Annotated in this window: 23 protein-coding genes and 2 pseudogenes; 11 read left to right on the top strand and 14 right to left on the bottom strand. The window is 56.7% G+C overall.

Translation table 11 applies throughout. The annotated features are described in order from the left end of the window. Positions 1–2: 2 nt before the first annotated feature. From ACTJJ7_RS17690 to ACTJJ7_RS17680, 3 genes are all read left to right on the top strand, one after another. Positions 3–1,784 carry a gamma-glutamyltransferase family protein gene (locus tag ACTJJ7_RS17690; protein WP_440968328.1) on the top strand — a complete coding sequence of 594 codons (1,782 nt, stop codon included), beginning with the start codon at positions 3–5 and terminating at the stop codon, positions 1,782–1,784. Between the two features lie 4 nt (positions 1,785–1,788). Next, positions 1,789–3,621 (top strand): ABC transporter ATP-binding protein, encoded by a 1,833-nt coding sequence (locus tag ACTJJ7_RS17685; RefSeq protein WP_440968327.1) that lies wholly within the window; start codon positions 1,789–1,791, stop codon positions 3,619–3,621. Positions 3,622–4,031: 410 nt separating this feature from the next. Then, positions 4,032–5,192, top strand: a complete 1,161-nt coding sequence (locus ACTJJ7_RS17680) for a helix-turn-helix transcriptional regulator (RefSeq protein WP_440968326.1) — start codon at positions 4,032–4,034, stop codon at positions 5,190–5,192. A 159-nt stretch (positions 5,193–5,351) separates the two neighbouring features. On the opposite strand, the gene ACTJJ7_RS17675 is transcribed toward ACTJJ7_RS17680, so the two are convergent. From ACTJJ7_RS17675 to ACTJJ7_RS17665, 3 genes are all read right to left on the bottom strand, one after another. After that, entirely contained in the window at positions 5,352–5,627 is a 276-nt protein-coding gene (locus tag ACTJJ7_RS17675; protein ID WP_105733292.1) for a type II toxin-antitoxin system RelE/ParE family toxin, read from the bottom strand. After that, positions 5,627–5,887 (bottom strand): CopG family ribbon-helix-helix protein, encoded by a 261-nt coding sequence (locus tag ACTJJ7_RS17670; RefSeq protein ID WP_105733841.1) that lies wholly within the window; start codon positions 5,885–5,887, stop codon positions 5,627–5,629. Before ACTJJ7_RS17670 ends, ACTJJ7_RS17675 begins: the two co-directional genes overlap by 1 nt. Positions 5,888–6,069: 182 nt before the next feature. Next, positions 6,070–6,759 (bottom strand): Crp/Fnr family transcriptional regulator, encoded by a 690-nt coding sequence (locus ACTJJ7_RS17665; protein ID WP_440968325.1) that lies wholly within the window; start codon positions 6,757–6,759, stop codon positions 6,070–6,072. Between the two features lie 211 nt (positions 6,760–6,970). Here ACTJJ7_RS17665 and ACTJJ7_RS17660 point away from each other — a divergent pair, with 211 nt between their 5' ends. Continuing rightward, a complete protein-coding gene (locus ACTJJ7_RS17660; RefSeq protein ID WP_440968324.1) occupies positions 6,971–8,191 on the top strand; it encodes a hypothetical protein in 1,221 nt (406 codons plus the stop codon). A gap of 77 nt (positions 8,192–8,268) precedes the next feature. Here the strand turns inward: ACTJJ7_RS17660 and ACTJJ7_RS17655 are convergent, their stop codons facing one another. The 5 genes from ACTJJ7_RS17655 to ACTJJ7_RS17635 form a co-directional block, all read right to left on the bottom strand. Continuing rightward, complete coding sequence (locus tag ACTJJ7_RS17655) at positions 8,269–9,066, bottom strand: hypothetical protein (RefSeq protein ID WP_130272000.1); 798 nt, start codon at positions 9,064–9,066, stop codon at positions 8,269–8,271. Positions 9,067–9,114: 48 nt separating this feature from the next. After that, positions 9,115–9,936 (bottom strand): acid phosphatase, encoded by an 822-nt coding sequence (locus tag ACTJJ7_RS17650; protein ID WP_245457834.1) that lies wholly within the window; start codon positions 9,934–9,936, stop codon positions 9,115–9,117. A 62-nt stretch (positions 9,937–9,998) separates the two neighbouring features. After that, positions 9,999–11,027, bottom strand: a complete 1,029-nt coding sequence (locus ACTJJ7_RS17645) for a DUF1254 domain-containing protein (RefSeq protein ID WP_440968323.1) — start codon at positions 11,025–11,027, stop codon at positions 9,999–10,001. A gap of 242 nt (positions 11,028–11,269) precedes the next feature. Then, entirely contained in the window at positions 11,270–12,271 is a 1,002-nt protein-coding gene (locus ACTJJ7_RS17640; protein ID WP_440968322.1) for a helix-turn-helix transcriptional regulator, read from the bottom strand. Positions 12,272–12,385: 114 nt separating this feature from the next. Next, entirely contained in the window at positions 12,386–13,216 is an 831-nt protein-coding gene (locus ACTJJ7_RS17635; RefSeq protein WP_440968321.1) for a transporter, read from the bottom strand. 52 nt (positions 13,217–13,268) lie between these two features. Here ACTJJ7_RS17635 and ACTJJ7_RS17630 point away from each other — a divergent pair, with 52 nt between their 5' ends. The 4 genes from ACTJJ7_RS17630 (at position 13,269) to ACTJJ7_RS17615 (ending at position 15,126) form a co-directional block, all read left to right on the top strand. Next, positions 13,269–13,532, top strand: a complete 264-nt coding sequence (locus tag ACTJJ7_RS17630; protein ID WP_130272002.1) for a hypothetical protein — start codon at positions 13,269–13,271, stop codon at positions 13,530–13,532. A gap of 174 nt (positions 13,533–13,706) precedes the next feature. Continuing rightward, positions 13,707–14,045, top strand: coding sequence for an ArsR/SmtB family transcription factor (locus ACTJJ7_RS17625; protein ID WP_105733287.1), 339 nt, complete (start codon positions 13,707–13,709; stop codon positions 14,043–14,045). Continuing rightward, positions 14,042–14,482, top strand: a complete 441-nt coding sequence (locus ACTJJ7_RS17620) for an SRPBCC family protein (protein ID WP_105733286.1) — start codon at positions 14,042–14,044, stop codon at positions 14,480–14,482. Before ACTJJ7_RS17625 ends, ACTJJ7_RS17620 begins: the two co-directional genes overlap by 4 nt. Beyond that, positions 14,479–15,126 carry a glutathione S-transferase family protein gene (locus ACTJJ7_RS17615; protein ID WP_130272006.1) on the top strand — a complete coding sequence of 216 codons (648 nt, stop codon included), beginning with the start codon at positions 14,479–14,481 and terminating at the stop codon, positions 15,124–15,126. Before ACTJJ7_RS17620 ends, ACTJJ7_RS17615 begins: the two co-directional genes overlap by 4 nt. Positions 15,127–15,508: 382 nt before the next feature. Here ACTJJ7_RS17615 and ACTJJ7_RS17610 read toward each other — a convergent pair whose 3' ends face one another. The 4 genes from ACTJJ7_RS17610 to ACTJJ7_RS17595 form a co-directional block, all read right to left on the bottom strand. Continuing rightward, on the bottom strand, positions 15,509–16,504 hold the full coding sequence (locus ACTJJ7_RS17610; protein ID WP_440968320.1) for a zinc-binding alcohol dehydrogenase family protein: 996 nt from the start codon (positions 16,502–16,504) through the stop codon (positions 15,509–15,511). Between the two features lie 12 nt (positions 16,505–16,516). Next, positions 16,517–17,329, bottom strand: a complete 813-nt coding sequence (locus ACTJJ7_RS17605; RefSeq protein WP_199538024.1) for an ATP-binding cassette domain-containing protein — start codon at positions 17,327–17,329, stop codon at positions 16,517–16,519. Between the two features lie 62 nt (positions 17,330–17,391). Next, complete coding sequence (locus tag ACTJJ7_RS17600; protein WP_440968319.1) at positions 17,392–18,333, bottom strand: ABC transporter substrate-binding protein; 942 nt, start codon at positions 18,331–18,333, stop codon at positions 17,392–17,394. Between the two features lie 33 nt (positions 18,334–18,366). Beyond that, the gene (locus ACTJJ7_RS17595) at positions 18,367–19,389 is read right to left on the bottom strand and encodes an ABC transporter permease (RefSeq protein WP_440968318.1); all 1,023 of its coding nucleotides are present in this window, start codon (positions 19,387–19,389) and stop codon (positions 18,367–18,369) included. A gap of 228 nt (positions 19,390–19,617) precedes the next feature. Between ACTJJ7_RS17595 and ACTJJ7_RS17590 the strand changes: the two genes are divergently transcribed. Both ACTJJ7_RS17590 and ACTJJ7_RS17585 read left to right on the top strand, forming a co-directional pair. Next, on the top strand, positions 19,618–20,424 hold the full coding sequence (locus tag ACTJJ7_RS17590; protein WP_440968317.1) for a GntR family transcriptional regulator: 807 nt from the start codon (positions 19,618–19,620) through the stop codon (positions 20,422–20,424). A 288-nt stretch (positions 20,425–20,712) separates the two neighbouring features. After that, positions 20,713–21,018: a hypothetical protein gene (locus ACTJJ7_RS17585; protein WP_440968316.1), complete on the top strand. Its 306-nt coding sequence runs from the start codon at positions 20,713–20,715 to the stop codon at positions 21,016–21,018. Positions 21,019–21,148: 130 nt separating this feature from the next. On the opposite strand, the pseudogene ACTJJ7_RS17580 reads toward ACTJJ7_RS17585, so the two are convergent. After that, positions 21,149–21,781 (bottom strand): annotated as a pseudogene (locus tag ACTJJ7_RS17580) (ThuA domain-containing protein); the annotation flags it as partial. On the opposite strand from ACTJJ7_RS17580, the pseudogene ACTJJ7_RS17575 reads away from it, so the two are divergent. Next, positions 21,752–22,406, top strand: a pseudogene (locus ACTJJ7_RS17575) (carbohydrate ABC transporter permease); the annotation flags it as partial. The pseudogenes ACTJJ7_RS17580 and ACTJJ7_RS17575 overlap by 30 nt on opposite strands. A 139-nt stretch (positions 22,407–22,545) precedes the next feature. Here the strand turns inward: ACTJJ7_RS17575 and ACTJJ7_RS17570 are convergent. Further along, entirely contained in the window at positions 22,546–22,692 is a 147-nt protein-coding gene (locus ACTJJ7_RS17570) for a hypothetical protein (protein WP_440968315.1), read from the bottom strand. Position 22,693 lies beyond the last annotated feature (1 nt).

The raw sequence follows: 22,693 nt of genomic DNA, 5'->3' as shown, positions 1-22,693 counted from the left end.
CTATGACCCGTTTCACCACCCGGCCCGAGATTCTTGGAACCTTTGGCGTTGTCACCTCGACCCACTGGATCGCCACCGCCGTCGGCATGAGCATTCTGGAAAAGGGCGGCAATGCGTTTGATGCGGCCGTCGCAACAGGCATGGTCCTGCAGGTGGTGGAACCGCACCTGAACGGTGCTGGCGGTGACATGCCGGCAATCTTCTACTCGAAGAAGAAAAACAAGGTTGAAGTCATCTGCGCACAGGGACCGGCGCCGGCAGGCGCGACGATCGACCATTACAAGCGCGAGGGACTGGATCTGATCCCCGGCGATGGCCTGCTGGCCACCGTCATACCCGGCGCATTCGACGGCTGGATGCTGATGCTGCGCGACTATGGCACGATGTCGGTACGGGACGTGCTGGAACCGGCGATCCATTACGCCGAAAACGGGCACCCCGTTCTGCCGCGTGTCGCCGCGACCATCAGCGGTTTGGGAGAGTTTTTTCGCACGCAATGGCCGACCTCCTTCGCCACATGGCTGCCGGGCGGTGCGGCCCCGGCGCCGCATGCCAATTTCAAAAACCCGGTCCTTGCGGCAACCTGGAAGCGCATCATTGCCGAAGCTGAAAGCAGGAAGGAACGCGAAAGCCAGATCGAAGCCGCGCGCGATGCGTTTTATCGCGGCTTTGTCGCCGAGCATATTGCCGGCTATCTGCACAGCGCCGAAGTCATGGATGCCAGCGGCAATCGCCACAGGGGAGTCCTGACCGCCGGCGACATGGCAAACTGGCACGCAACGATCGAAGCACCGCAAACCTACGACTATCACGGCTGGACCGTTGCCAAGACGGGCCCGTGGGGCCAGGGACCTGCCCTGCTGCAATCGCTTGCGCTGCTGAAGGGCTTTGACATTGCGGCCATGGACCCGAACAGCGCGGAGTTCGTGCACACGGTGGTCGAGGCGATGAAACTCGCTTACGCGGACCGGGAAGTCTATTACGGCGATCCAATGCACGCCGATGTGCCGATCGACCATCTCCTGTCCGATGCCTATACGGATGAGCGCCGCAAGCTGATCACGGGAGAAGCCTCCCGCACGCTTCAACCGGGCAGGATACCGGGCTTTGACGCACAATATGACCTGACCATGCAGATGTTGAAGGGCATGGGCGGCGGTGTTGTCTATGAACCGACCATGGCGCACCTGTCGGAAAAGCGCGGGGATACAGTCCATATCGACGTGATTGACCGGGACGGCAATCTGGTCTCGGTCACCCCATCCGGCGGCTGGCTGCAATCCTCGCCCGTCATTCCCGGTCTCGGTTTCTGTCTCAACTCGCGCGCACAGATGTTCTGGCTGCGGGAGGGACTGCCGACATCGCTTGCGCCCGGCAAACGCCCCCGCACCACGCTGACCCCCACCATCGCCCTGTTTGAAGGGCGGCCAGCCATGGCCTTCGGCACCCCAGGCGGCGACCAGCAGGACCAATGGCAGCTGCCGTTCTTCCTGCGCCATGTCCATCACGGCCTGAATCTCCAGGAAGCAATCGACCAGCCGCTGTTCCACACGGCGCATTTCCCAAGCTCCTTCTATCCGCGCACGAGCGAGCCTGGAAACATCACCATCGAGACCAGCATCGGAGCGGACGCATTGAACGCGCTCAAGCAGAAGGGCCATCTGATCACCCCCGCGGACCCGTGGACCGTGGGCCGCCTGACCGCGGCGAAACGCGAAGCAGACGGACTGCTGCGCGCCGCTGCCACTCCGCGCCTGATGCAGGCCTATGCGGCAGGACGCTGACAGCATGACGATGCCCCCTTTGACGGCACCCGCAACCAGCCCCGTGCTGTCAGTCGAAGGACTGACCACGTCCTTCCTCGTCGACGGCAGCTGGAAAAGCGTGGTACGCGACGTGTCCTTTGAGGTTATGCCTGGCGAGACCGTTGCCATCGTCGGGGAATCCGGCTCGGGAAAGAGCGTCACATCGCTCTCCATCATGCGCCTGCTGGCAAAGGCAACCAGCCGCATCGAGGGCAATGTCATCCTCAACGGCCGGAACCTGCTGTCACTCTCTGACCGGCAGATGCGTGATATCCGGGGCAATGACATCGCGATGATCTTTCAGGAACCGATGACCAGCCTCAACCCGATATTCACCATCGGACGGCAGATCTCGGAGGCCTTGACCTGTCACCGCGCGATGACACCGACGGAGGCGCGGGCCGAAACCATACGTCTGCTGGAAAAGGTCCGCATTCCCAATGCTGCGGCCCGCTTCGATGAGTACCCGCATCAGTTCTCCGGCGGAATGCGCCAGAGGGTCATGATCGCCATGGCGCTTGCAAGCCGCCCCAAGCTCCTCATCGCCGATGAACCGACGACGGCCCTTGATGTCACGATCCAGGGACAGATTCTGGACCTGATCAAGGTCCTGCAGGAAGAGGAAGGCATGGCGGTCCTCTTCATCACCCATGACATGGGCGTGGTCGCCGAAATCTCCGATCGCACCATTGTGATGTATCGCGGCGAAGCGGTCGAGAGCGGACTGACCGCCGACATCTTTCATCGCGGCAAGCATCCCTATACGCGGGCACTGCTTTCAGCCGTGCCTCGCCTCGGGTCCATGAAGGGGCAGCACTGGCCGCTGCGCTTTCCCATTGTCGACATCAAAACCGGCGAAACCACCATTCCAGCCGCAGCGGCCGATACGGTCGGCAGGCACAAAACACCGATCCTCGAAGTCAGGAACCTGACCACCCGTTTCGATATCCGCTCCGGCTTGTTCTCGCGCAAGACCGGTGCGGTTCATGCGGTCGAGAATGTGTCGTTTGACCTGTTCCAGGGCGAGACGCTGTCCCTCGTTGGCGAATCCGGCTGCGGAAAATCGACCACCGGCCGGTCCATCACACGTCTCGTGCAACCCAACAGCGGCGAGGTGCTCCTCGACGGCGCCAATGTCCTCAGCCTTGACCCGACAGCTCTGCGCACTATGCGCAAGAGCATCCAGATGATCTTTCAGGATCCCTTCGCCAGCCTCAACCCGCGCATGAGCGTCGGCGCAACCATTGCCGAGCCATTCATCGTCCATCGGCTGGGCACCCAGAAGCAGGCGCGCGAGAAAGCCGTGGATCTGCTTGAACGGGTTGGCTTGTCTGCCGACATGTTCAACCGCTATCCGCACGAGTTTTCCGGCGGGCAGCGCCAGCGTATCGCCATTGCCCGGGCACTTTCGCTTGATCCCAAGGTCATTGTCGCTGATGAGTCGGTGTCCGCGCTTGATGTGTCGATCAAGGCGCAGGTGGTCAACCTGCTCCTTGATCTGCAGCAGGATTTCAACCTGTCATTCCTGTTTATTTCGCACGATATGGCCGTTGTCGAACGGGTGAGCCACCGCGTGGCCGTTATGTATCTCGGCGAGATTGTCGAGATCGGACCGCGCGCCGCAGTTTTCGACAACCCGCAACACACCTACACGAAAACATTGATGAACGCCGTCCCCGTCCCCGACCCGGCCCGGCGCGCAATCAAACGCAACACCGTCGTCAGCGAATTGAAAAGCCCCGTGCGTCCTGTCGGCTACAAGGCACCCCGGCGTGATTATGTGGAAGTAACGGAAGGCCACTTTGTTCAGCAGTGAGCGAGCCATCTGATCGCGGTATTCCACTCATCCGGCATGCCCGTTTATGGCAGAAAATACCGGCATCGGAGCACATTCGATGACGCCAATAGAAAACCACCGTTGTATAGAATATAACCGCACAGGAATATATATTTACCTTTAAAGATCAGGGAACCGAGAATAACGCACCAATATTAATTCTTCTCACCTTCTACAGCTTTCATCCCTGAACGGCACTATTTACAATAAGCAACGCCCATTGCTTGCATCACTCTTCTTCCCATTTTTTGAACTCCTTGGCCCTCTACCGCGATGAACGCTTCCGGCCTACTATATTTCCGGAGGCGGGTTGGTACATCCATAGGTTTGGGGGAGGCAAGGCGTGCCTTTTCGCCAAACCAGATCATCTTGTGGCGAGGGAGACGGCAGTGACAACACTATCGAACCAGGAATTGTCTGCGTTGATCGGATCAATATATGACTGCGCTCTCGATCCACAGCGATGGGACAACACGCTGGCTGAGGTGGCACAGGCGCTCGAATGCGAGCACGGAATATTATCGCTCAACGATATTAAACGCGATCGCATCCTGATCAATCGGAGTACGGGCTGGGAACCATACTGGCTGGAACAACGGAATAAACATCTTCCGGAGATCCACGCCAAACTGACTCCATGGCTCCTACGCCAAACATCACTGGATCAACCGTTTGTCGGTTCCATTGAAATTCCGGCGTCCCAAGCTGAGAATTCGGCTTATGTTCGTGAATGTTTGCAACCACTTGGCATCATAGACATCGCCCATTATTTTCTGGTTTCAACACCCGCACATTTCTCGGAACTGGTACTTGCCAAACAAAATCGGCGCGGGATTTTTACCAAGCATGAAATTGAAGACGGCATGCTCTTGTTGCCGCATCTGCGCCGTGCGGTAACGATCAGTAACGTTCTTGACGTGAGAACAGTAGAGCGGGACCGCATGGCAGAAACGCTGGACGCACTTCGCAACGCGGTCATGTTGATCAGCGAGCGTGGAGCAATATTGCACGCAAACCGGTCGGCGGAAGACATGCTCCTGAACCGGCATCCCATTGTGAGCAATGGCGGCTCGCTCATCGCTACTTCGCGCTCGGCGAACAACGAATTGCAAAAAGCAATCAAGCTTGCATCACGCGATGAATCCAAGCTTGGCCGGACAGGCGTTTCTATCCGGCTGACAGAGACCAACCTGCACCCCATGTTCGCGCATGTTCTCCCCATGACCGGTGGCGATGTGAGAACAAGATTACATCCTGCGGCTGTCGCCGCGGTATTCATCGATGCAAATTCCGACGACAAGCATGCTGCTGTCACGTTTGCAGCGGCCTTTAAACTGACACCCGCTGAAACGAAGGTGACAAACTGCCTGGTGGCCGGCCGCACACTTGCGGACACAGCGGAAGAGCTGGGTATCGCCATGACGACGGTCAAAACTCATCTCAACAATATCTTTCAAAAGACCGGCGTCCGGCGGCAGTCGGAGCTCATGCGGCTTGCTACTCTTGCAGTGCCTCCCATCCAGATGCATTCTCTGCAACAGACCGATTGAAACGGGCCTGCTGCAAAAAATATCACGCTGTTTGAAGAACACAATGTCTCGTGGGCAGTACTGCTATCGTACTGGGCACCGCGTCGTGCTCGCCTCCAAGCGGTTTTCATCAAAGACAAAAATCAGCGTTTGCCGATCAGCGCTACAAACCCTCATCATTCAACGGTCTTCACGCGTGTGCCATATCCGCAAAACATAGATTGTCAGGTTCTGGATCTCATAGCGTATTTCGTAACGGCCAATCAGAATCCTGCGAACCTCACGCGGCTGGAATTCATCAAGCCCTTCACCCAGGCGAGGATGAAGCAGCAACTGTTCCGGCGCCGCGGTAAGTGATTGAACCGTCCGCGCAGCAGCAGCTGGATTGACGGGCTCAAGGAAATCATAAAGCCGTGCCAGGTCAGACAGTGCGGCAAGGGTCCATTCGATTTGCATCAGCGCGGAACAGGCAGCGGCTTATCTGTTGCAAGACTTGCGGCCCAGGCCTTCACAGCCTGATGATCTATCGCGTTGCCGGCGTCAACGTCGGCAAGGGCTTCAAGTGTCAGTTGATGCCGTTCCTCTTCCTGTTCGATCCAGGCCGCCAAGGCCTGTTTTACAATCCAGCCCCTTGACCGGTCCAATCGGCCAGCCAGTTCGTCAACCTTCTGAGCAAGCGGCAGAGGGACATGCGCAGTCAGTACTTTTGTTTGCATCGGATAGCTCCATGTCGTCATGTTTAATCATAGTGATTAATAGTGATTAAACAATATCCGCCATCTAAGTTTATGATCTTGGGGCCATCGTAAAATGAATGAAAAGACCGATCGAGCATGGCATGCGAACGGCGACAGCAGAACTCGACGTTTCGCCGTAGCGCTCCGGTCGCTGAAACAGATCAGTCCACAACGTCCTGTTCGGCATGCCGCCGCAAAGCCAGGGGATTGGTGACGGTTATGGAGCGATAACCGGTTTCAATCCAACCCGCCTCAATGAAACGTTGGATGGCGTTATTGACCTGCTTGCGTGAGGTGTTTGTCAGGATACCGAGATTTTCCTGGGAAACGGAAATCGGAACGTCCGTCGCCCATGACATGCGGTGCAGGACTGAAGCGATCCTGGAGCTGACACTTTTTTTCTGCAGATCATGCACGATCCTGAGAAGCTTGTCGGCCGCCAAGATCGAAATGACGCCGAAAGCGCGAATGTTGTCGGGATCGGAGGCGGCCATCTGCTCCATCGTCTCAAGTGGCACATGCATCACCCATGTCTCACTGCGCGCGAACAGCTCTATCCGTCTCGGCTTCCCGGTCATGAAGCTGTCTTCGCCCGTCCATCCGCCGGGGACGGCGATATGGATCAGGCGCGGCGTTGAGTCGAGGGGTGCGGTATCCACCGTCACAGTTCCTGAGACGAGACCATAGATGCCGCCGGCCGGGTCGCCGGGACGGAATATGACCTGGCCTGCGTCAAATTTCTGAAGCAGCGCATTTTGGAACAAGCGGACCCGGAAGGCTTCGGGCATTTGAGCCAGCCAGCCGGCCTCGCACATGATGCGTTCCGCATTCGCTCGTGACATACGCGCCATTTTCTTCTCCCGATTGTGCGGTTTGACACAATGTCCCGTTCAAAAGCCTTGTATCAACTTTGTGACAAGAGAAAAGAGGATGCGATGGCTTATGGCTGTTCGCGTCCTGATGCATGCTCATGCCCATTGAATTGCTCGGCCGCCCGCACAGCCGCCCTGAGATCGCAGCTGGTGTTGTCGAGGGTCGCTCTTTCAACAAATGGATTGGGAAATGAACGATACGTCGAACCAGAGCCCCGCGAATACGCAAAATCCGCCCTCGAGTGGCGCGCCTGATCTCGGGGAATTTCTTGTCTCCCATGGCGGGCCCTTTTTCGAACTTCAACGGCAACTGAAATTGCTTCGCCACAATACGCTCCGCGTCGGGCCCCGTGCCGCCCTGTTTGTGGCCTTGGCCTGGGGAGGCCCCTTTCTGCTTGGCTTGCCGCGCAATTTTTCATTGGAGCACAGTCCCGAAGCCTATCTTGCCGATCTCGGAGTATGGGCAAAGTTCTTCATCGGGATCGGTGCATTTGTTCTGGCCGAACAACAGGTCGAAGCGGGCCTGAAGGCAAGACTGTCCCATCTTGTGCGCACACCCATCATCGCTCCGACATTCATCCCGGCCGCCGCAAGCATCGTAGCCTCTACGCTTCGCGAACGCGATTCCCGCATGGCTGAGTTTGCCTGCCTGGTCCTGGCGCTTTTCGCCTCGATCCTCTCTTATCTTAACCTCCACGCGGCTCAAGCATCGTCGTGGGCGGTCGAACATCTCGCCGCCAGCAATCGTGTGACGCTTGCCGGCTGGTGGTCGATCTGCGTCAGCCTTCCATTGTTCGTCTTTCTTCTTGCGCGGGGAGGATGGAGGCACCTCTTGTGGGCGCGCATGCTGCGCAAACTTGCAAAGCTTGATCTCCGGCTGGTTGCAACCCACCCCGACGGCAAGGGCGGATTGGCCTTTCTGGGACGCTATCCCAATGCCTACGCCATTTTTGTCTTTGGATTGAGCTGCGGCATTGCGTCGGTCGTCGCCAAGAGCCTGGCCCACGAAGATCCCTCCATAACAATGCTCAGTATGGTCATGAGCGGTTGGCTTGCGATCGTCATCGGTTTCTTCGCCTATCCGCTATCTGCCTTCACCCCTCCACTTCTTCGATTGAAGGAGGAAAGCCTTTCATTGCTGGCAGCTCAGGCAACGCAGTTTTGTCGATCTGCGGAGCGGAAGACTCTTGGCCGGAACGTGTTTTCCGATTCCGCGGACGAGACCGATACGGAGCTTTCGGACCCAAGCAAGCTCTATGACGCGACACGCAAGCTTTCAACTGTCCTCGTTGATAGAAGCGCCGTGGTGCCGGTTGCGGCCGCAGCCCTCATTCCTTTCGCGGTGGCGGGCGCGACAAAACTACCCTTCAAAGAGGTATTATCACTCGTGAAGAAATTGCTGCTTCTTTGATGCGCAAGACCGATCAACAACAACGGTGAACGCGGCCTCCATAGGAGAACGGCCGCTTTCCCTTCCGTTCGCCAGAGCTAGAAATGGAACACCATCCCCAATATTGGCCCCTTTTGAACCACGTCGTAGACGAAGCCATCGTGACTGTAGTCGACACCAAGTGCGCGATAGCCTGCGACTGCCGACAGGTTGTCCCTGAATTGGTATCCGATTGTTCCGGCCACGTCCCAATCGATCTTTGCCTGTCCGGCCCCCACGACGCCCCAACCACTGAAATACAGATTGTCTGTGAGGAAATACTTTCCCCTTATGCCTGCGACGGCGTCAACCCATGCGGCGCTGTCGCGTCCACTGTGTCCGTCGAACAATCCGCCATTAAAGGAGATTTCCGTGCTTGCATACCAGACGCGTCCTCCCGCCACAGCATCAAGACGGCTTCTTCCATTTTCAAGCAGACTGTAACCTCCGCCGAAAAAGCCGGAAAAGGTTTGAGATGTAACATCGACGCTTTTGCTGAATACACCAAGAGGGGTCTGACCACCTGTCGATATTTTTGTATAAATGATATCGCTGAACAGACTGTAGCGATCATAATGCCCTTCGATGATACCCATGAACGAGAAGTCCAGGTCATTGAAAAGACTGCCGAAATCTGATTGCATTTTTGCAGGAGGCAACCCGAATTGCCCTGCAGTGCCGCTGATGCCAGCGGCCCAGAAATAAGGACTTGCACTAAAACGCCATCCATCCGGTTTGATCTCCTGCCTGTCAAACTCAGGTACGGCGGGCGTCAGCGGAATATCTGCGGCGACAGCCGCATGCTGGCCTCCGATGAACGCAGCCAGCGAAAACGCGAATAGCCTATGGTGATGCATTGGTCCCCCCGACATCAAGCTCTGGTGATGTGTTTAGAGAAAGAATTGTCAGCGCTTTTGTTCTGAGAGCACTTCGTCCTCAACGGCACAATCGGCTGCCGGGGAACTGGCTGTTTCCAGTTCCTTGCGCGCTGCTTGAACATCGGCAAGGAATTCGGGATTGCTATGGAGTTTGGCAATCGTTGCGGCGCCCATAATGCGTCCCCCATCGACATCGCTTTGCCAATGGGCATTACAGATCACCCGGCTCTGCCCAAACGACAATCCGCGCTTGAGCAGGTTATCGGCTTGTTTTGGGTTGACTTCGGCCAAAGCGAGCGCCCAGGCCCAGCCCGCAGCAGTGTGCCCCGATGGATAGGAACCATCCTGGCGCAACACAGCTTCTTCGTCTGGCTGACACGTGCCCTCATTGTGCACGACGAAAGGACGGGTTCTGTTGTACCGGTTCTTGATGCCATAGGTCGACAACCCTGCATCCGTCAGCACTCGCTGCATCAGACGATAGAGATGCGGTGTTTTCCCTTCGCTGATATCAGCGCCCATAGCACAAGAAAAATTCTTTGCGGGCTGGGGAAACTGCAAATCGGCGTCTTTCCGCGCGAGATTCCAGCGCGCTTTTCCGCGCAGCGCCATTGTAGCTTCTCTGGCAGCCTCGTCACGCGCCAACGCCGCACTTCCGTCTGCCGGAGGGGGCCCAAGTAAAACGAGGCTGTTGGGAAGCTCGCTCGACTGCAGATAGCCCGGAATCAGATGGAAATGTGGGTCCGTCACCTTCGGCCCAACAGCCGTTTCCGCCACAGCAGAACTTATGCTTTGGCCAGATAAGGCGACGGCGGTGAGGAAGGCCATCTGACAGATTTTTGACAACATCCAACTGTTCCTCAAGATATGGCTCCGGGCACCCTCGGCGTGTGGTTCCCCTGGGATTCGGTTTAGTGCTTGGCCTCGGGAAGCTTCCACTCACCACTCACAAGGGTTGGCTCCGGACGATAAAGCCGTACGGTGTAGTTCCAGCCCTCAACGATCGGCAGGCAGTTCGGGATTTTGCCGTCGCAGCCTCCGAACTGGGCAGTCACCGATCCGTCGGCATTTTTCGTCGCAGTGATGTCGTTGATCGAATAGGCGTTGTAGTCGTTTTTCTCGAAGAAGCCTTTTGCGTTGTAGACGCTGATCGACCAGAATGCCTTCACCGGCACGCTCTTTGGCACGTTAAGGGTGTAAACCGTTTTGCCATCGTTTTTCTCGGGAGTGAAACTCGGGTACATGGCGTCCTTTTCCGGAATGCCACCCCATCCGGAGGCTGTACCAATCAAGTGCTGGATCGGATCGACCTCGCCGCGCGCTCCAAAGGAATCGTGATACGACGTCTGATATTTTGCCAGCGAAAGCAGCGCATTGCGAACATCCGTGAGGCCCTCTTCATCCCAGTTTGGAAGATCGAGCTTGCCTGTGTCCTTCTGGCTGACCTTGATGGCATCCTGAAGCTTGTGAACCTCGTCGAGATCCTTCGGATCATTGGGGTCAACCAGCGTCCGGATGGCGACGAAGGCATATCTGGTGCCAACCGATTTCTGCGTCAGCGTAACCGGCTTCGTTCCGTAGGCGACGATTGGCAGGTAGTGATCCTGATCAACGACCATCATCGACATATAGCGCTTGCCCGCGTCAGGCAGCGACAGCGTTACCGGCCCGCCAGCAAGATCAAAAACTGCAAACGAATAAAGCGTATCTCGATTCATGCGGATGACCGTTTGCTTATCAACCGGTACGGGCTCCCGCGAGTGCTTGAACTTGCCCAGTCCGCCTATGTCCTTCGTATTGGCTGCAAGGTAATGGTCGGTCTCAGCGCGGATGAAATTGTCCACTGTGACCGGCATTTTGCTGCCTGATGTTTCGGCAAATGCTCCGCTGGCCCATACCACCGAAGCAACTGCTAGACTGATCTTAACCGAGCGGAACATGGATATACCTCTTCTTCAAACTGACTAACGACCCCATGCCATTCCACTGGGGAGACACGGAGCATGCAAACACCATCTGACCGATCATCATGTGATCGACCGGCAAATTCTGATCTGTCCGTTTTAGGCACAGGCGGGTCACCGGTCTTGCCATTTTGTGCCAATGTCTGTCCGGCGACGGCATTTTCCCATTCGCGCGAAAAGGGCGCGATATGGCGATAAATATTCCGGGAGAAACGCACCTATCGTAACCGCGACTGCGCGCGAAACTGCTGTGGCGTAACACCAGCGATTCGCCGGAATGCACGGCTGAAATGTGCTGGATCAGAGTATCCAGAAGCAAATGCGATATCGATAATCTTGGAATCAGTATCACGTAAAAGGGCGCTCGAGCGCTCAAATCTGACGCTGTCGAGTATATCGGAATATGCAAAATCAATGTGAGAGAGTTTGCGTTGAAAGGTGCGCGTGCTGACCCCCGCCATCTCCGCCACCTCGGGAAGCGTTGGAACGGCTCCGTCGAGATAGGATGGCAACATCAGTTTGAGCACTTCAACGATATCGTAGCCTGAAGGCCCATCCTCGTGCTCCTGCGACGAGGGAAACAATTCGGCCGAATGATTGGAGAGACTAAGGCATGGGATCGGTATGCTGATCCAAGCGGCACGCTGTTCGGACAGGAAGCGCACGTTTGGCCAGAAGGATTGCGTCGCCGCACTCGGCGTGTAACGCGCTTCAAAAGCCATCGCCGGCGGCATCCAGTTGAGCCCCGCGAATTGCCGGACGATGTAGACAGAGAAAATATTCTGGAGCCATTGCGCATGCTCCAGGTGCAGGAGCGCACTTGATCTGCCCAGTCTGCTGCAAACCCGCACGTGATCGTTATCGTGTTCGATCCACATGCTCAGGATCGTATCCTCCCGTGACGCCCAGTTGCAGGCGTGCCGCAACGCAACCAGCAGTGTCGGGGAGTGAGCGATCAGCGCTCTGGTCTTTTCCCTAAGATGCGAATAGTGCAGACGTTGGCTGGCCAAGAAGCCAAAATCCTTGATGCCCTGGGTGCTCTGGGCGGTCTCAATAAAGTGGATCGCAGGCAAGAGCGGGACGTAGAGATCGCTTTTCGCTTCCAGAGACGATGGTAGCCGGAATTTTTCCAGAAGCGAATTTGTCGGCGCACCAATTTCATCAAGAATCCCGACAAAAGGAAGAAGAAACTGGCTGCGCGTTATAGGGATGGTGGCCATTGCATCTCGTCGCGCTCACGTGGTTGACGCTATCACTTGCCAAAATCGCATGGGAATTACACCTTTTTGGGAGTGGTGAATTTCGCTGTTATATTGCCAGCACAGTCGGCTCGCTTATTTGGCAAACATAAATGTTAGGGTTGTGCGCAGGCCCCATTCCGGGCTGCCCTCGGGCCCATCGGCGTAGTAGCGCCCGCCCAGTTGAAGGCTCATGGCCTGATCATTGATCTTGAAAACCTGGCTAACGCCCAAATTGATTGGCACTGTCCATTGATTAGCCTGCCAGTCATAGGTCGAATCCACGCTAAGCGACATCGATCTTCCGTGGCCAAAACTATAGGAAACGAATGGCTGCAACAGACTGGCGCTGACATCCTGCCTGCTCGAAGAGCCCGCGACGGACCAAATATGATTCCCCAATGCGCCGACCGTCCACTCTTTTCGCTGGACAAGCGCTACCGCAGTCGGCCCAAGACCAAATTTGCCGCTGCCAAGATATTCATCAGTGGCCGTGGGAAGAAGAAACACGGGACCGGCACCCCATATCAAACCGCCAGGCCCTGCATTTTTAGGAGATAGAAAAAGGCTGGCATTTATATCGCCCAAACCGGAAACGCTTCCACCTGGCGTATAATCACGATAGGCAATCGGTATAATTGTACGTGATATGATGTTCCACTCATCGTTCAGACTGAATGGAACAACCGGCTGAATGTTGAGCCCGTAGGCAAAGCCGCTCTTGCTGGCACCGGCTTTAAAATCAAAATTACTTTGGAGGGGAACGCTGATAAGACTAGCCAGAGGATTGGCCAATTGCTGCGACAGATCGTCGGCTGAAGGTTGCGACCGAACCGCACCAGGGTTAAATGTGACAAAGCCAATAATCGAAATAATCGTGGCGCAGAGCCGTTTAAGCCCACTGAACAGATCATTTGTGTACTGCATTTTCCACCCTTCCCCTAAATAGACCATGAACTAATCTTGCACTAGCAAGACCATGCTGTTTGTAATGTTTCACATTTTCCCATTGGCAACTGTGCTGATCGGCACAGTTGCCAATGGGAAAAATTGGAGAAAAAGTGCTGCGTATGTCACGGGCGAATACCCAGCACACAGCCCTTTTTTCATGACCCAGCTCACAATATTCCCCCTGACGAACCGCTTCCGTGCCATTCCACCGGAGATCGGCACGGGGCAAGAAAACGCCATCCAACCGATCATTGCGCGATCGACCGGCAAATTCCCATTGGATCGTTTCTAGCAGAGGAAGACCATCGGTCTTGCCATTTGGTGCCAATGCCCGTCCGGCGTTGGAAACCGTCGTAGTCGCCCTGATTGCCGTCGAGAGCTATCGACTTGCGAGGGTTAAATATTTTGCGGCAGAGCCCTATCAAATGGTTGACTCTACCGATGTAAAGGTTAAACACTTCGCTACATGGCGAAGCTTAAAACATCAGGAATCGATCGCACATTCTGGGCGCTGGCCGATCCAACCCGGCGGGGCGTCCTGCAGCGCCTGATGGTGGAACCGGGGCTTTCGGTCAGCGATCTCGCGGGGCGCTTTTCGCTAAAGCTTCCCGGCATGACGAAGCATCTGGACGTCCTGTCCGACGCCGGACTGATCACGCGGACCAAGACAGGCCGCACCGTGGCAGTGAACCTGTCAGCCGCCCCGATGCGGGAGGCGATGACTTGGCTCAACCAGTATGAACGCTTCTGGGCGGTAAGTCTCGACCGGCTTGTCGCACTCGTTGAAGAGGATGGGGAACAATGACTGACCGGCTCCCGAGCGTGACCATCGTGCGCCGGATCAATGCTTCGCCCGCAAAGGTGTGGGCCGCCATTACGCAACCTGATTTGATGATGCAATGGTGGGGTCCCGATGCGGGACCAACCATCAGCGTGGTGGCCGATGTGCGGCCGGGCGGCCGCTTCAGTGTCGTGTTCCGGCTGGTCAATGGCGACGAGCACAATCCAACCGGCATCTATCAGGAGGTAATTCCCGAAAAAATGCTTGTTTTCACTTGGGATCTGCCCGGGACGAAGGAACGGGAGTCCCTGGTGACGTTCCGGCTTGAACCGTTCGACGGCGGAACCATGTTGACCCTGACCCACGAGCACCTGCCCGATGAAGAGGCCCGCAATAGTCATGAGCATGGCTGGAACGGCCTTCTCGACAAGCTTCCCGTATTCCTTGGAGACGACAGATGAGCGACATAATTCTCACCACCTTCGATTGGGTTCCCGAAATGCCGCGCGGCATGGTGCGCGACCTGCGGGTGCGTTGGGCTCTGCAGGAGGCCGGGCTGGCCTATCGGGTGGAGAGCACGCCGTTTCGAGATCGAGGCCCCGACCATTTTGCAGCGCAGCCGTTCGGCCAGGTTCCGTGGCTGACCGATGGAGACCTCATTATCTTCGAGAGCGGCGCCATCCTGCTGCACCTCGCCGAGAAAAGCGCAGCGCTCATGCCCACCGATTCGCGCAGCCGGGCCGAAGTTGTGGAGTGGGTGATCGCTGCGCTGAACTCCGTCGACCTGCCGAGCCAGCCGTGGGCGCTGTTCCGCTTCATGGGCTATCCCGGTGAATCGCCCGAGGCCAGGTTTGTGGACGACTTTCTGAAGGCCAGGCTTGAACGGATGGAAGCGGTGCTGGCCAGCAGGGACTGGCTGGCGGCCGGTCGATTCACCGTGGCCGACCTTCTGATGGCGGACGTACTGCGGCAGGTAGACCGATTTGACGGGCTCACAAAGTACCCTGCTTGCTGCACCTACGTCGCGCGCGCGACGGCGCGGCCGGCATTCCTGAAAGCATACGACGAACAGATGGCCCATTTTGCTGCGGGAGATGCAGCTTGATTCAGGTGGCGAGGCATCTGACCGCGCGCTACGGCTTTTAAAGCGCGGCGACCGCGTTGCTTGCCCATATGGCGGGTTCCCCGAGCCAAACGTCCCAACAGGCGTGCAATTGTTGATGTACAATGGCGATCGCAGCCAAACTGCAACCAGCACGCTCAACGAAATCATCGGCTCAAGCTCGTTTGAGGTTCACGTCGCCGGAACATTCCTACTCAACAAAGCTGTGGAGGCACACCGGATGCTAGGCACGCACTACGTGAGGAAGCTGGCGTGTTGCCGAGGTAGCAATGCTCGATACCCCAGCTGACCTGTCATGATCATGCAGCCCATATTCGTCGATGCAAGCATCGCAATAGGATACCCGCTTTCGGGGTTGGCACCGTCAGACCCTAACGATCGCCTTGATCAGTCCGCTCCTGTCCCGGGCGAGTTCGGGAAAGCGTTCCGGCAGTTCGGCCAGCGATAATGTCACCGAACAAAGAGCATCCGTGGGGATCTTGCCGGCACGCATGGCCGTCATGACGGTTTCGAAATCGGATTGGACGGCATTGCGGCTGCCGACAATACGGGTTTCCCGCTTATGGAATTCCGCATCGTCGAAACGAATATGATCCTTCACGACGCTGACGAGCACATAACTGCTGCCATGCGCGAGGAATGGAAAGCCTGCTTCGATGGCTGCGGCAGCCCCCGTCGCATCGAAGACTGTATCGAAGCCGTCGGCACGGTCGCCGTCGAGGACCCGCGATGGATCGTCATACGAATCTTGAAAACCGAATTTCTCGCCGGCTATGGCGAGCCGCTGCGCGCTCACGTCCAAAAGATGAACCTCGGCGCCTGCGAGCCGGGCAAAGAGCGCGGTCCCGATGCCGATCGGTCCGGCGCCTGTGACCAGCACACGGTCACCGGCAGCCAGACCCGACCGGGCCACTGCATGGGCACCGATCGCCAGAAACTCGACCATGGCGGCCTGAATGTCATCCAGTCCGTCGGCAGCGATCAGATTTTCCGCCGGAACGGCGATACGCTGGCAGAGACCGCCATCGCAATGAACACCCAAGACCGCGATGTTCGCACAGCAATTGGGCTTGCTGCGCAGACAGGCGCGGCATTTGCCGCACGCGATATAAGGATTGATCACGACAAGTGTGCCTGCCTTGAGGCCACCGGCAGGGGTGACCAGCCGGCCACTCAGTTCATGGCCGATAACACGCGGATAATTGAGAAAGGGGTGCTTGCCGGCATAGATGTGATAATCCGTACCGCAGATGCCGACCGCTGTGATGTCGACAAAAGCCCAGCCTTCCGGCAGGGCCAATGGAAGGGGCCGTTCGATGAGTTCGAACCGTCCCGGTTCGACACAGGTGCCGCACAACATTCATTATTCTCCTCAATTTGAATCCAAACCAGGCTGCAGTCTGCTTGCCGCATCACGCGGCCGCCAGCCGTCGGGCATCTCACCTTTGATGATCAGGCTCAGCACGTCATCCTTGGTCACTTCCTTGACGTGGTAGGCGCCAACATTGCGCCCCCGGTTCATCACCACAATGCGGTCGCAGAGATCGAAAACGTCATGCATGTCGTGGCTGATGAGGAAGATGCCGATACCCTCACGCCGCAATTGCCGGATGAGATCGGCGACCATGGCTGTCTCGGCCGGTCCAAGCGCAGCCGTCGGCTCATCCATGATGAGAATCTTCACATTGAAATAGATGGCGCGGGCAATGGCAATGACCTGCCGCTGACCGCCGGACAATTGAGAAACAGGATCGCTCAAATTCTTGAAGTTTGGGTTGAGCCGATGCAGGATCCGGCGCGCTTCCTCCAGCATTTTCCTGTCGTCAAGATTGCCCCAGCGCGTTTTCAGCTCACGGCCGAGAAACAGATTTGACGGTGCATCAAGGTGGTCGGCAAGCGCCAGCGTCTGGTAGATGGCCTCGACCCCCTTGCGCCGCGCGTCTTGCGGCGACAGGAACCGGACATCCTCATCCCCGATCCTGATTCTGCCGGTGTTCGGTGTCATCGCACCCGAAAGAATCCGCATCAGGCAGGATTTTCCAGCACCATTGTGGCCCAGGACTCCAACGACCTCTCCGGGAAAGAGATCAACCGACACATGTTCCACGGCGTGCACGCCACCGAAACTTTTCTGGATATCGATCATCTCGACCAGCGGCTGCAATTTTGAGACTTGCGCGTTCATGGGACTTTCCTGATGGGAGGAGAAGGCAGAGGCCGAAGCCCTGCCTTCTCCCGGCTAGCCGTTCAATAGAGAACGTTCTTGGCCTCGGGAGCACTGATGTTGTCTTTGGTGACGGCGACAACGCCCGTATCAATCTTCGGCTCGACCTTCTTGCCGCCGATAATGTCGAGAATGGCCTTCACGCCGAGTTCTCCCATCTGGTAGGAGCCTTGGACCATGGTTGCAGCGAGCGTGCCATCCCGGACAAAGGCCTGCAGGTCTTCGTTGCCATCAAAGCCGATGGCGACGATCTGCCCCGTCTTGCCAGCCTGGACGATTGCCCGGCCCATGCCGACCGCCGTCGGCTCGTTGGCACCGAAGATACCTTTGAGATCCGGATGGGCGGAGAGCACGTCGGTCGTCTGGTTGAGTGCCGTGGCCATCTGCGATTGCGAATAAAGCGGGCCAACGATTTCCAGCTTGGAATTCGCCTTGAGATAATCAATGAAGCAGCCGACGCGGCCCACTTCCGAACCGACGCCCGCGACGTAGGACATCACGGCCACCTTGCCTTCGGTGCCGACCTTTCCGATCATCATGGTCGCGGCAAGCTTGCCTGCCGCACAATTATCGGTCGCAAGGAAGGTTTGATAGGTATTCTTGGCGGCCTCCGAGAGCGCGGAATCAATGATTGCGACGGGAATACCGGCTTCATTGGCCTTCTTGACGGCCGGCGCAAGCGCATCGGGATCTGACGGCGCAAGCACGATGCCAACCACGCCGCGATTGATGGCGTTTTCGACCATGCTGAGTTCATCGGCGATTGCGGATTCGGCTGCCGGGCCGTTGAAGGTCATGGTGTGTTCGCTGTGGCCAGCGATCGCGGCCGAAGCGCCCTTGTTGACGTTCTGCCAGAAGTTCGAATTGGTCGTCTTGACGATCACAGCGATTTCGCCCGCCATGACGGTGGCGGGGGCAGCGATCATCGTGCTTGCCAGAAACAATGCTTTCAAGGTCTTCTTCATGTTCTCCTCCTCCAATGAAGACAGTTGTGCCGGTTAACGGCGGCTTCTCAACTGATCGACATAGACCGCCATAATCACGACAAAGCCGATGATGATCTGCTGAATGAAGGCTGAGACGCCAGCCATGTTCAAACCATTGCGCAAGACGCCGATGATGAAGGCACCGATCATCGTTCCTGAAACGGTTCCAACCCCGCCCATCAGCGATGCCCCACCGATAACGGCCGCAGCGATCGCGTCGAGTTCATACATGACGCCCTCATTGGGTTGCGCTGTGACCAGGCGGGACATTAAAACAATCCCAGCCAGTCCGGCGAGCGCACCGGTCATGACGTAGGCGACAAACTTGGTCCGATCGACCTCGACGCCCGAAAGCCGAGCGGCCTCCTCATTCGAGCCCGTGGCATAGATATGGCGGCCGATCGAGCGACGGCGCAGCATGAAGGCGACGGCCACGGCCACAACCAAAAGCAGAATCGCGGGATAGGGAATTCCCGGGAAGATGACTTTCGGCAGGCCATTTCCACCCATGCCGATCACACGAAACAGCGAACCATTTCCCAGTCTGCCGAATGCCTCGCCCAATTGTGAAATCGGAGCGGCGCCGGTGATTTGCAAGGCAATGCCCCGCGCCATCAGCATCATGCCGAGTGTGGCAACAAAGGGCGTGATGCGCATTTTCGTAATCACAATGCCATTGACGGCACCACACAGCGCGCCCACACCAATTCCCATGGCCATGCCGAGCGGTACGGGAATTCCGGCCTTCACCGCAAGACCGGCCACGGTTCCCGAAAGCGCCAGCACCGAACCCACGCTGAGATCTATCCCGCCAGTCACGATTACCAGCGTCATTCCGATTCCGAGCAGGCCGATTACTGACGTTTGCAACAGCACTGTGAGCCCGTTGCCGACGCTCAGAAAGGCCGCATTGCCGAAAGCGAAAAGTGCAACCAGCATGAACAGCGTGAACAGTGCAGAAAGCTTGTGCAGGGCATCGGATGAAATTTTGAACCCGGCCAATCGGCCAACAAGCCGGTCCGCTTCAACTGACATGGCACCCCTCCCGAGCGGTATAAAATTATTAAGTGCAGACTGCAGGTCGCGAAATCCGCTGTCAATTGTTTTTAATTATTGTCGACTATTCGCTCTTGATGTATCGAAGGCAGCGACAGGGAGGTGCGGGCGATGGCACGGACGGACGAGCGCTTCAGGGCGGCTTTCAATGCGGTTCTCGATGAGTGTTCCGCGTTGAAACCGGGGGATCTTCTGGCTTCGGAACTGGTGCTTTCAGCGCAGTTTGAGGTGAGCCGTACGGTGATCCGTTCAATCCTCGAGCGTTTGGATATGATAGGGGTGATCAAATGGAGGGGAAGGCAGAAAGCGCTCTTGCGTGCGCCATCTCCAGACGATTGGCTGACGGTGAATGCCAGTCAGGTTTCTCCCGAAGAGCTCGAACGTCAGTTCCTCTATTGGATCCTGCGCTTTGACGTGCCGCCGGGCACACCGCTCAATGTTGCCGAACTTGCACGGCAGTTCCGGGTCAGCGTCTACGGCCTGCAGGAGTTCTTGGCCTCGCTCAGCCGGTTCGGACTTGTCAAGCGGCGGCCCAAAAATGGCTGGGAGTTGGTTGGATTCACCTCTGATTTTGCGATTGAGCTGTCTGATTTCCGCATGATGATCGAGCTTAACGCGGTTTCACAGCTCATTGCGCTGCCCGACAGCCACCCGATCTGGCGCACGATCGAGGAACTCGAGGCGGCGCATCGCGCGCTGGCAGCGGCAATTGATGAGCGCTTTCATGATTTCTCCCTGCTGGACGAGCGCTTTCATCTGGCAATAGGCAGCGTCACGCGCAATCGCTTCGTCGCCGAATTCCAGAAGGTGATCTCCTTGATTTTCCACTACCATTATCAATGGGACAAGAAGGACGAGCGCGCGCGCAATGCTGCGGCGATCGGAGAACATCTAAGACTGATCGCAGCCCTGAAATCGCGCGACGAAATCTCGGCACTTGCTGCAGCGCGCGATCATCTGCGTACGTCAAAGCAGACGCTCCTCTCCTCGCTGCGCATTCACGCCCTCCCCTAGCGTCGTCCAAGACGGCGGTGCTACCCCTTACGGCGTGTGAATCGCGTCGAGATTGCACGGCGATCGAGGTCGCCGGGACGCCGTCTATTCCTGGCCCTTGGCGGAATGAATGGTTGGAAGGATGGGACAATCCTCGTTCAGCAAGATAACAGCCGATTGATCGGAAGCACTGCGTTCTCAGCGCGAGGATAATTGAATTTGTTCATGCCTCAATCTTTGGATCGGGATCATTCCAGACATTCGCGCGTTGAAGGCATAGGGAACATTCAAACTAAAAGGAGAAGCGCTATGCATGCCGCGAATCTGCAAATTGAAGGACTCTGTTTGGCTATCGCGTCGGTCAACCGCCTGCTGGTTTCGAAGGGTATCATCTCTCAAGAAGAATTGGATGTTGCCTTCGACAAGGCGGAAGCAACTGCGCGAAGCGATAACAGATTCACCGAAAACATGTCTCCGTCCAACCGGGATGCAGTGTGCTTTCCCATCAGAGTTTTACAAATCGCCAACGATACCGGCGCCGAGACGCCGTGGTCTTTCTCCGAACTTGCAAAACTGGTTGGGGAATCGAAAGAACCTTACAACGACCAGCGCTAGGCTCGGCAGCTTGCCCTGCCTGGGTATTTCCTGCCCCGGCGCGCAGTAAATCGCGATACCGTTGCGCGTATTGTGCAGTGACCGCGCATTGGCATCGCGGCCGGATCATCTTTTGCAGAAGGCCACCTGAGCGGGCGGCCCAGTTCGCGCCCCGTTGGAATATCGTGCGTATCTGCGGTACATCAAATTCCCTGACGACGTGTCCAAGCGCCGAGTAAAATACCCGGCCCTTGCCATATCTGCGCTTCCAGACAACCGGCATGACGACGCCGTCAATCCAGTACGCGTGGTCGCCATTGAATGTTGTGGTCGCAAGCACCTCGTTCGACGGATCGACATGCATGTAATATTGCTCGGACGTATAGGGGAAATCGTCAATACCCTGCATCAGTGGATCGTCCGGCCTGGTCACGTTGACCGTGTAATCGATAATATTGCCAGGATGGGCAACCCATTGGCCGCTAATGATGAATTGATACTCAACGCATTCGCGAAAAGCATCACCGGCTCCGCCATGATATCCGGCTATGCCAACGCCGTTCTCAACCGCCGCCGCAAGGTTCTTGGCTTCCTCCTTCCCGATCTTTGACATCGTCATAATCGGTACAATGAGGCTGAGATCATGGATCGCCGGATCTGCGAAGGCTTCGGTACTGTGCTCCACATAGACTTTGAAACCATCGCCTTTGAGGATGTCCTTGATGAGAGAGGCGCATTCCTGCGGCTCATGGCCATCCTGTTCGGTGACCGCTATTGGCGACAAATGATCAATTCTCTGGTCATCGCCGGCCTGACGGTATTTTTGACGCTTGTCGTCTCGGCGATGGCCGCCTTCACCTTTGCCCATGTCCGGTTTTTCGGTTCCGGCTTTTTGCTGAATTACTTCCTGATTGGCCTCATGTTTCCGGCGGCAACGGCCATCTTTGCCTTTGTTTATTCGTATTCGTGACCTTGGACTGCTGGATTCCTACTGGGGCGTCGTCCTGCCCCAGGTATCCTTCGGGCTTGGCATGAGTATCCTTTTGTTCCGCAACTATTTCCGCAATCTGCCGGAAGAATTGTTTCAGGCGGCATTTGTCGACGGCTGCGGCTATATTCGCTTCTTCTGGTACATTTCACTCCCCCTCGCCCGGCCGATCATTGCCACGGTTGGCATCATCTCGTTTGTTGAAAGCTGGAACAGCTATATCCTGCCGCTGATCATGCTGAACTCCGAAAGCAAGTACACCTGGCCGCTCGGGATCATGGTGTAGCGGGATGAATACGGCACGAACTGGCAGCTCGCCCTGGCGTTCATTACCCTCACAATTCTTCCGACGATCATCGTCTTTTTCATTGCCCAGAAATACATCATTGCTGGCCTCACGGCGGGTGCCGTCAAATCATGACCAGAACCGTAGAACAAGACCCGTAGCATCCGTCGAACTTGTACAATACCGGCAAAAGCCTGTCGAATACTGCATGTCATCCACGTCCTTCTCCTTGCCAAATCCGGAATAGTCGTCAATGAGGCAAACGGCTCATGTGCTAGTTCGCTTCCGCACCCGCTGTGCTGGCGAACAGCGCGGCCACCGCGAGAATGGCCACCAGGCTGAACGCCGCGGCGGGAGCAAGCATGTAACCGGCTGCGCCGAAACCACAGCCCAGCGCAAAGGTTATGACTGTGGCCATCATT

The sequence above is a fragment of the Phyllobacterium sp. 22229 genome (genome assembly GCF_052056495.1).
Classification (GTDB): domain Bacteria; phylum Pseudomonadota; class Alphaproteobacteria; order Rhizobiales; family Rhizobiaceae; genus Phyllobacterium; species Phyllobacterium myrsinacearum.
This window is presented reverse-complemented; position numbering and strand designations above follow the sequence as displayed.